Annotated in this window: 7 protein-coding genes and 1 pseudogene; 5 read left to right on the top strand and 3 right to left on the bottom strand. The window is 65.5% G+C overall.

From position 1 onward, the window contains the following. The 5 genes and pseudogenes from infB to pnp form a co-directional block, all read left to right on the top strand. A partial coding sequence (gene infB / locus N826_RS10815; protein WP_044428466.1) for a translation initiation factor IF-2 occupies positions 1-2111 on the top strand: 2111 nt, incomplete at its 5' end. Between the two features lie 252 nt (positions 2112-2363). Continuing rightward, positions 2364-2792 (top strand): annotated as a pseudogene (rbfA, locus tag N826_RS45885) (30S ribosome-binding factor RbfA); the annotation flags it as partial. Between the two features lie 256 nt (positions 2793-3048). Beyond that, entirely contained in the window at positions 3049-3990 is a 942-nt protein-coding gene (gene truB / locus N826_RS10805; RefSeq protein WP_044428461.1) for a tRNA pseudouridine(55) synthase TruB, read from the top strand. Positions 3991-4019: 29 nt separating this feature from the next. After that, on the top strand, positions 4020-4289 hold the full coding sequence (gene rpsO / locus N826_RS10800) for a 30S ribosomal protein S15 (protein ID WP_044428460.1): 270 nt from the start codon (positions 4020-4022) through the stop codon (positions 4287-4289). 338 nt (positions 4290-4627) lie between these two features. Next, a complete protein-coding gene (pnp, locus tag N826_RS10795; protein ID WP_044428459.1) occupies positions 4628-6742 on the top strand; it encodes a polyribonucleotide nucleotidyltransferase in 2115 nt (704 codons plus the stop codon). An 88-nt stretch (positions 6743-6830) separates the two neighbouring features. Here pnp and N826_RS10790 read toward each other — a convergent pair whose 3' ends face one another. From N826_RS10790 to N826_RS10780, 3 genes are all read right to left on the bottom strand, one after another. Next, positions 6831-8249, bottom strand: coding sequence for a methyl-accepting chemotaxis protein (locus N826_RS10790; RefSeq protein ID WP_044428456.1), 1419 nt, complete (start codon positions 8247-8249; stop codon positions 6831-6833). A 234-nt stretch (positions 8250-8483) separates the two neighbouring features. Next, positions 8484-8969 carry a class I SAM-dependent methyltransferase gene (locus N826_RS10785; protein ID WP_044428455.1) on the bottom strand — a complete coding sequence of 162 codons (486 nt, stop codon included), beginning with the start codon at positions 8967-8969 and terminating at the stop codon, positions 8484-8486. A 93-nt stretch (positions 8970-9062) separates the two neighbouring features. Continuing rightward, positions 9063-9521, bottom strand: a complete 459-nt coding sequence (locus N826_RS10780) for a cyclic nucleotide-binding domain-containing protein (protein ID WP_044428452.1) — start codon at positions 9519-9521, stop codon at positions 9063-9065. Positions 9522-9586: the final 65 nt, after the last annotated feature.

Below are 9586 nucleotides of genomic sequence, written 5' to 3'. Positions count from 1 at the left end.
CCCGGTCCGGCGACGACGACCGCCGCCGGGGTCCCGCTCCGGCGCGCGCTCCCGCCGCGGCCGATGCCGTCGCAGGCAGGCCGGTTCCGGCTCCTGTCCACGAGGAAGAGGACGACCGTGGCCGCCGCAAGGTTGCTCCCGGTGGCGCCGGCGCTCCCAAGGCTCCGGCCAAGGCTCCGGCCGCCCCCAAGGGCAAGGCCGGCGACCGCCGCCGCGGCAGCGGCAAGATGACGGTCACCCAGGCGCTGAGCGGCGACGAGTCCGAACGGACCCGCAGCATGGCCGCGTTGCGGAGAGCGCGAGAGCGCGAGAAGCAGCGCCTGAACATGCGCCAGGAGACCCAGAAGATCACCCGCGACGTGGTGGTCCCCGAAGTCATCACGGTGCAGGAACTGGCCAACCGCATGGCCGAGCGCGGCGCCGACGTGATCAAGTCGCTGATGCGCATGGGCGTGATGGCGACGATCAACCAGACCATCGACGCCGACACGGCGGAGCTGGTCGTGGCCGAGTTCGGCCACCGGATGCGCCGCGTTTCGGAATCGGACGTCGAAGTCGGCCTGAAGGGCGACGAGGACATCGAGGAGAACCTGATTTCCAGGGCTCCCGTCGTCACCGTCATGGGCCACGTCGACCACGGCAAGACCTCGCTGCTCGACGCGCTGCGGTCGACCGACGTCGCCTCCCGCGAGGCCGGCGGCATCACCCAGCACATCGGCGCCTATCAGGTCGTGCTCGGCTCCGGCGGCAAGATCACCTTCATCGATACCCCCGGCCATGCCGCCTTCACCGAGATGCGGGCGCGCGGCGCCAACGTCACGGACGTCGTGGTGCTGGTGGTGGCGGCCGACGACGGCATCATGCCGCAGACGGTCGAAGCCATCCATCACGCCAAGGCGGCGCAGGTTCCGATCATCGTCGCGATCAACAAGTGCGACCTTCCCGACGCCAACCCCGACCGGGTCCGTCAGGAACTGCTCCAGCACGAACTGGTCGTCGAAGAGATGGGCGGCGACGTGCTGGCGGTGGAAGTCTCGGCCAAGACCCGCATGGGTCTCGACAAGATCGAGGAGGCCATCCTCCTCCAGGCCGAAATCCTGGAGCTGAAGGCCAACCCGAACCGTATTGCCGAAGGCGTCGTGATCGAGGCGAAGCTGGAGCGCGGCCGTGGTTCGGTCGCCACCGTGCTGGTCCAGCGCGGCACCCTGCGGGTCGGCGACATCTTCGTCGCCGGCGCCGAGTGGGGCCGTGTCCGCGCCCTGGTCAACGACCGTGGCGCCAGCACCGACAGCGCCGGTCCCGCCATGCCGATCGAGGTCCTCGGCCTCAACGGCACGCCGATGGCCGGTGACGAGTTCGCCGTGGTCGAGACCGAGGCCCGTGCCCGCGAGATCACCGAGTTCCGCCAGCGCAAGAAGCGCGAAGCGGCGTCGGCGGCCGGGTCGCGCGGTACCCTGGAGCAGATGTTCACCCGCATCCAGGCCGGTGAAGCCAAGGAACTGCCGATCGTCATCAAGGGCGACGTGCAGGGTTCGATCGAGGCGATCAGCGGCGCCCTGGAGCGTCTGACCAGCACCAACACGGAAGTGAAGGTGCGGGTGCTCCACAGCTCGGTCGGCGCCATCAACGAATCCGACGTGACCCTGGCGAACGCGTCCAAGGCCATGATCTTCGGCTTCAACGTCCGTGCGAACCCCCAGGCCCGCGAGATGGCCAAGCGCGACGGCATCGAGATTCGCTACTATTCGGTCATCTACGATGTCATCGACGACGTGAAGGCGGCCCTCACCGGCATGCTGTCGCCGATCCTGCGCGAACGCTTCCTGGGCAACGCCCAGATCCGCGAAGTCTTCAACATCACCAAGGTCGGCAAGGTCGCCGGCTGCATGATCACCGAAGGCATCGTCAAGCGTGGCGCCGGCGTCCGTCTGCTGCGTGACAACGTGGTCATCCACACCGGCACGCTGAAGACACTGAAGCGCTTCAAGGACGAAGTCCGCGAAGTGCGTGAGGGTTACGAATGCGGCATGGCGTTCGAGAACTACGAGAACGTCCAGGCCGGTGACGTGATCGAAGCCTACGAGATCGAAGAAGTGGCGCGCCAGCTCTGACAGGAGCTGTCGCCGAAGACCTCGCGGGGTATCGGGACTTTATGACCCGATACCCGTGCGAGGATTTTCCGGTCCTCCTCCACTCTCTTGATGTCGTGACGCTGCCGACTCAGGATGACAGGCACCGGAAACCAGCACCAATCCGCTTTGCTACTGCGAAATGGGCCGTTCAAGCCCGCTGACGGTTCATCAGGAAGCCCCGTCGGTATCGATCGGCATCCCTTTGCCATCGGTGAAAAAGGAATCGAATTAATGAGCAACAAACGCTCAGCCCGCGGCCCGTCGCAACGGCAACTGCGTGTCGGCGAAGAACTGCGCCACGCGCTGGCCGAAGTCCTGCGCCGGGGCGACTTCCGCGATCCCGAACTGCAAAGCCTCAACGTCACCGTGACGGAAGTCCGAATCAGCCCGGACCTGCGCAACGCCACCGCCTTCATTACGCCGCTGGGCGGCGGGCAGGTCGGCGAGACCGTGGCCGCCATGCGCCGCGCCGCCGCCTTCTTCCGCGCCCAGATCGCCCGCGCGATCAAGCTGCGCTATGTGCCGACGTTGTCGTTCGAGGCGGACACGTCCTTCGAATACGCCGACCACATCAACCGCCTGTTGCACGATCCGGAAGTCGCCCGCGACCTCGCCACCAGCGACGACGAGAACGACGCGGACGAGGACGAAGATGACGGCGACATCACCGAGACCCACAACGGCACCCACACCGGGATGAACGGCGACGGTCCCGGTCACGACGAAGCCGAGTACGAAGAGGAAGACGACCTCGACGACGAAGAAGACGAAGACGAGGACGGTCCCGAGTACGAGGAAGAAGACGAGGACGACGAGGACGAAGACGAGGACGAGGACGAGACGGAGTACGAAGAGGATGAGCCGAACGACGGCGACAAGTCCGCTCCCCTGAAATCCTCTAACGGCCGAGGCCGCCGTGGCGCGTAAGCGCAAGGGAGTCCCTATCCACGGCTGGCTGGTCATCGACAAGCCGCCCGGAATGACGTCCACCCAGGTCATGGCGCGGGTCCGCCGCCTGCTCAACGCCGAAAAGGCGGGGCATGGCGGCACGCTCGACCCGATCGCGACCGGCGTCCTCCCCATCGCCTTCGGCGAGGCGACCAAGACGGTCGCCTATGCCATGGACGGCACCAAGACCTACCGTTTCCGCCTCCGCTGGGGTGAGCAGACCACCACCGACGACCTCGAAGGCAGCGTCATCGCGACCAGCGACAAGCGCCCGACCGAGGACGAGATCGAGGTGGCGCTCGAGGCTTTCCAGGGCGAAATCTCCCAGGTGCCGCCCCAGTTCTCCGCCATCAAGGTGGATGGCGAGCGCGCCTACGATCTTGCCCGCGCGGGCGAGACGGTGGAGCTGGCATCCCGCATCGTCCGCATCGACGGTTTCCACCTGATCGGCCTTCCCGACGCCGATCACGCGGATTTCGAGGTGGAATGCGGCAAAGGGACCTATATGCGCTCGCTAGCGCGCGATCTTGCCCTCGCTTTGGGCACGGTCGGCCACATAACGCGGCTCCGGCGGCTGAATGTGGGTTCTTTTACGCTTGAAAAGGCGATTTCCCTGGACGATCTGGCGGCGCTGGAGCAAGGTGCCGCCGTCGAAAGACTTCTGCTTCCGATCGAGACGGCGCTGGACGACATCCCGGCGTTCGCCCTGACGGAAGCTGAAGCGCACCGACTGAGACTGGGTCAAACGGTGGCACTGTTGCGCCGGCAGGATCGCGAAAGGCTAGAAAGCCTGGACTACGATCCGTCGGGCGATGGCGCTGTCGTTTTAGCCGTTTCCGGCGGCAAGCCGGTGGCGTTGGCCAAGGTCGAAGGCGGAGAGATCCGGCCGGTGCGTGTACTGAACCTTTGAATCAACTCGACTATTGAACGGAGATCCCGATGTCGATTACTGCCGAACGCAAGCAGGAAGTCATCCAGGAATACAAGACGGGCGAGAGCGATACCGGTTCGCCGGAAGTCCAGGTCGCCATCCTGTCGGAGCGCATCCGCAACCTGACCGAACACCTCCAGACCCACAAGAAGGACTTCCACAGCCGTCGTGGTCTCCTGGTCATGGTCGGTCAGCGCCGCAGCCTGCTCGACTACCTGAAGCGCAAGAACGTCGGCCGCTACGAGCAGCTGATCCAGCGTCTCGGCCTGCGCCGCTAAGGCACAGGCATTCCCGCACGCCGCCATCGGATATTTCCGTTTGCCGAAACCAGCCCGGACCGCCGAACCGACCGGACTTCGCATCATGACGAAGCGGTCGCCGGGCTGTGGCGTGCGTCTGTTCTTGATCCGCCGCGAAGCCTTCTTCGCGGCGGATAAGAAACTTACGGCTGCATTTCATTGATGAGCTATCGTATGCCGGTGAGGAATCGTCCTTGACCGGCCTTTAGCCTGTTCTGCTGCTGGCCTGTTTACATGCGGGGTCGAGAACGACTGGAGGCCCCGGCTCGAACCATCCAATCCGGGATGGTTCGGGTGTCGGATGGAAGGAAGAAACAATGTTCAACGTCTTCAGAAAAGAAATCGATTGGGGCGGAAGAAAGCTGGTCCTGGAGACCGGTAAGGTCGCCCGTCAGGCCGATGGCGCCGTCATGGCGACGTACGGCGAGACGACGGTGCTCTGCACCGTCGTGGGTGCCAAGGCCGCGAAGCCCGGTCAGGATTTCTTCCCGCTGACGGTCAATTACCAGGAGAAGGCGTTCGCCGCCGGTAAGATCCCCGGCGGCTTCTTCAAGCGCGAAGGCCGGCCGTCCGAGAAGGAGACGCTGGTCAGCCGCCTGATCGACCGGCCGATCCGCCCGCTGTTCGTCGACGGCTTCCGCAACGAGACGCAGGTCATCTGCACCGTGCTGAGCCACGACATGGAGAACGACCCCGACATCGTGGCGCTGGTCGGCACCTCGGCCGCCCTGACGATTTCCGGCCTGCCCTTCATGGGTCCGGTCGGCGCCGCCCGCGTCGCCTACAAGAACGGCGAATACGTGCTGAACCCGCTGGTCGACGACGAAGAAGGCGACCTCGACCTGGTCGTCGCCGGCACCCGCGACGGCGTGCTGATGGTCGAGTCCGAAGCCAACGAACTGACCGAGGAAGTGATGCTCGGCGCCGTCATGTTCGGCCACCGCAGCTTCCAGCCCGTCATCGACGCCATCATCGAGCTGGCCGAGCAGTGCGCCAAGGAGCCCTGGGACCTGCCGGCGCTGCCGTACGACGCCAACGCCATCAAGGCCAAGCTGCTCGCCACCGTCGGCGAGGACATCACGGCCGCCTACACCGAGCGGAAGAAGCAGGACCGGCACACCAAGCTGGACGCCGCCAAGAAGAAGGCGATCGAGACCCACGGCGAGGAAATCGCTCCGGAAGCGATCGCTTCCCTGTTCAAGGAGCTGGAGAGCGACGTCCTGCGCGGCGCCGTGATCGACACCGGCCGCCGGATCGACGGCCGCAGCACCACCGATATCCGCCAGATCGTCGCCGAAGTCGGCATGCTGCCGCGCGCCCACGGTTCCGCCCTGTTCACCCGCGGCGAGACCCAGGCCCTCGTGGTCGCGACTCTCGGCACCAGCCAGGACGAGCAGATCATCGACGCGCTGGAAGGCGAGTACCGCGAAAGCTTCATGCTGCACTACAACTTCCCGCCCTACTCGGTCGGTGAAGCCGGCCGCGTCGGGTCGCCCGGCCGCCGCGAGATCGGCCACGGCAAGCTGGCATGGCGCGCGGTCCGTCCGCTGCTCCCCACGAAGGAGCAGTTCCCATACACGATGCGCATTGTCTCGGAGATCACCGAGTCCAACGGCTCGTCCTCCATGGCGACCGTCTGCGGCACCTCGCTGGCGCTGATGGATGCCGGCGCTCCCCTGCCCCGTCCGGTGGCCGGCATCGCGATGGGCCTGATCAAGGAAGACCGCGGCTACGCCGTGCTGTCCGACATCCTCGGCGACGAGGATCACCTGGGCGACATGGACTTCAAGGTCGCCGGCACCGAGAAGGGCGTCACCGCCCTCCAGATGGACATCAAGATCACCTCGATCACCGAGGAGATCATGCGCGTGGCCCTCGATCAGGCGCGCGGCGGACGGCTGCACATCCTGGGCGAGATGGCGAAGGCGATCGGCGGTGCGCGCGACGACGTCAACCAGAACGCTCCGCGCATCACGATCATCAACATCCCCAAGGAGAAGATCCGCGACGTGATCGGCTCCGGCGGCAAGGTGATCCGCGAGATCGTCGAGCAGACCGGCGCCAAGATCGACATCGAGGATGACGGCACCGTCAAGGTCGCCGCCGTCGACGGCAAGGCCGGCCAAGCCGCCATCGACTGGATCCGCGGCATCGTCGCGGAGCCGGAACTGGGCGTCGTCTACACCGGCAAGGTCGTGAAGGTCGTCGATTTCGGCGCCTTCGTGAACTTCCTGGGCTCGCGCGACGGTCTGGTCCACATCTCCGAGCTGAAGAACGAGCGCGTCGGCAAGGTCGCCGACGTGGTCAAGCAGGGTGACGAGGTCAAGGTCAAGGTCCTCGGCTTCGACGATCGCGGCAAGGTCAAGCTGTCGATGAAGATGGTCGATCAGGCCACCGGCGAAGACCTGAGCAAGAAGGCCGAAGCCGAGTAATCGAGCTTCCCGGATCGCGCCGCTTCTCTCAACACCGGGGGGAGCGGCGTTTTTCGTTTCAGGCCTTTGCTACCAAACTCCGTACGCCTCAGACCCGGTACGCGATCCGCAGCCCGCCCCAATGCCGCCCCTTCACGACGACGGGCGCCGATACGTCCTTCATCAACTCGAAGGTGCCTCCCATGTCCCGCCGGTAGGCCTGCAACAGGAAAGGCTCCCGGTTGCGGCCGGCACCCAGCCCGACCCGGTCGTTGAACATGCGCCGGTTCCTGCTGTTGGCCGCGTTCCACTGGGTTTCCCCCGGCCGCTGAGGATGGCGATACTTGGTGTTGTGGGTCGGGAAATAGCCGTTGCGGTCCGTCACGTTGCAGAAGACGATGCGGTTCGACACCTCCAGCACGCTGTCGAGACAGGTCCCCAGCAGCCGGTCCGCCGGATCGCTGAAGCGGGTGACGCATTGCTCGGGCGACGTGCCCGGCACCGGCTTGTAGGTATCGTCGAACAGCGCCTCCATCGTCAGCGTGCCCGCGTCGATCGCCTGCTCCAGGATCGCCGTGACGCGCGCCGCGTTCTCCTGAACGGCGCGGATGAACGGCGTATCGACCGTCTCCACATCCAGCCGGGTCGACAGCCCGATCAGCTTCTCGCTGGAAGCCAGCAGGCCGTTCAGCCGGTCGCGCGCGTGGTTCAGGTTGCCGCTGGACTGGGTGACGGCGGAGGAAAGATCGACGATGCGCCGCTCGACCGTCCCGATGCTGGCAGCGATCTCCCCCGCCGCGTCCTCGATCCGATCCTGCTCCTGGTCGACGTCGCCGATGGCGTCGGCCAGGGTCACCATCAGCTCGCCCAGCCGGTTGGCATCAACGCCGACGGCCGAAGCCTTCACGGCGGCTCCGGTGCCGCGCGCCGCCAGCGCCTTCACCTGTTCGGTCAGGTAACGCAGGGTCGAATCGATCTCCTGCGTCGCCGACGCTGTTTTGCCGGCCAGCGCCTTGACTTCGTGGGCCACCACCGCGAAGCCTCGCCCGGCCTCACCCGCCCGCGCCGCCTCGATCGTCGCGTTGAGCGCCAGCAGGTTGGTCTGCTTGGCGATGGCGCTGATCTCGTTCGCGACCCGGCCGACGCGGTTCAGCGCTTCGGTCAAGTCACCCGACTGCTTCTCGATCGCCGTCACGTCCTCGGTCAAGGTCCGCAGGCCCGACAGCGCGTTGTCAACCTGCCCGCGGCCCAATGCCACCTGGTCCTGTGCATTGGCGGTCACCGCGCGCGCGGCGACCGCCGCGGCGTTGACGTTGCCCGTCCCGGCGGACATGGCGGCGGCTTCGCCGCGCAACTCGTCCAGGACGGAAACCTGAAGGGAGATACGGCCGCTGACATCCTCGACATGTCCCGCCACATCGGCGAACGCCACACCCAGGTTGCCGACTTCCCGTGCCAGCTCGCCGATAGCAGCCTCGGTCTCGGTCGTCAAAGCCCTGGTCGGTGGCAAGAATGACCCGTCCGCCATGATTGAGCCCCCCAACGGAATTCTTGATTAGGCGCGCACCTCGGTACGCCGCAATCCGTTAGTATACTAGGGAGGTTTGTTAAAATTCGATGAGATGAGACGTCTGGCTTTAGTCGAAGCCGATTATGCAATAATGCCGACGGTCTTTAAGCTTGACCTGTCTGGAACGTCAGGTGTCGGGCCTCTTCAGCCCGACGAGCACGGTCCTAACGAGCCGATACCGTCCATCTCCGGTCAGACCCGCCGCATGAAGTAGCGCCCCTGCCTGACCCCCGACGGCAGCGCCACCGGCTCCCACTCGGCGATGCCCAGGTCCTGGTCGCTGACCACGATCCCGCCCGTCGACATCAGCTTATGCAGGCGCGGCGCCAGGAAGGCCGCCAGCTCCGCGTTGGCGGCGGGATCGCCCGAGCCGATATCGACATGGGCCAGGACCGCCGGTGCGCCGATCACGGCCCCCGCCCCGTCAAGGGTTTCGTGCAAGTCGCCCAGCAGCAGGCACTCGTCCGGCGGAATGCAGTCCGGATGCGCCGCAACTTGCCGCTCGAACACGAAGATTTGGCGGTCCGGCAGCAGCGAGCGCAGGTGATCGTAGGTCCGGCCATTGCCGAGGCCGAACTCCAGCACCGGGCCGGGCAGGTCGCGGACCAGAACGGCCGCGGCGTTCAGGCAATCCCGCTGGGCGGTGACGCGCCTGATGAAACTGTCCAACCGGCTCATGGAAACCCTTCTTCAAATATTCCGTACGTCGATAACGTCAGCTCAGCCACATCGGCCCAGCCACATCGGCCCAGCCACATCGGCCCGGGCATGTCAGCCCGGCTTGGCGCCGGAGACCGCTTCCTGCAACTGCCGGGTCGTGTTCTCCAGCCGCTGCGCCAGCACGCGCATGATCTCGACCGCCATCTGGGGAAACTCGGTCACCATCCGGAAGAACAGGTCCTTCGATATGCACAGCGTCGTCATATCGGTCCGCGCCACGACGCTGGCCGTCCGCGGCACATCGCACAGGATCGCGATCTCGCCGATGAAATCGTTGCGGCCGACATGGGCCACGACCAGAGGGCCGCCCGGCGTATCGACCGTGATATCCGCTTCTCCGGACACGATGATGAACGCGCTGCTGCCCATTTCGTTCTGTTGGAACAGGACGTCACCCGCATGAAAAGAGACCCGCTCGCTGGTAAAGGCCAGCAGCTTCAGCTTGCTGATCTCCACGTTGGCGAACATGGGTATCCTGCGCAGCAGCTCGACTTCTTCGGCAAGGCTCACGTCGGCGTCTCCTGTTACGGTGCGTTCATGCCGCACACTTGCTGTTCGGCTCCATGGCGTATCCC

It is taken from the genome of Skermanella aerolata KACC 11604 (assembly GCF_000936425.1).
Classification (GTDB): domain Bacteria; phylum Pseudomonadota; class Alphaproteobacteria; order Azospirillales; family Azospirillaceae; genus Skermanella; species Skermanella aerolata.
This window is presented reverse-complemented; position numbering and strand designations above follow the sequence as displayed.

What these genes read in the sequence shown, in the direction of transcription:
- rpsO (WP_044428460.1), top strand. Translation starts at nt 4,020, where the DNA reads ATGTCGATTACTGCCGAACGCAAGCAGGAAGTCATCCAGGAATACAAG.
- pnp (WP_044428459.1), top strand. Translation starts at nt 4,628, where the DNA reads ATGTTCAACGTCTTCAGAAAAGAAATCGATTGGGGCGGAAGAAAGCTG.
- N826_RS10790 (WP_044428456.1), bottom strand. Translation starts at nt 8,249, where the DNA reads ATGGCGGACGGGTCATTCTTGCCACCGACCAGGGCTTTGACGACCGAG.
- N826_RS10785 (WP_044428455.1), bottom strand. Translation starts at nt 8,969, where the DNA reads ATGAGCCGGTTGGACAGTTTCATCAGGCGCGTCACCGCCCAGCGGGAT.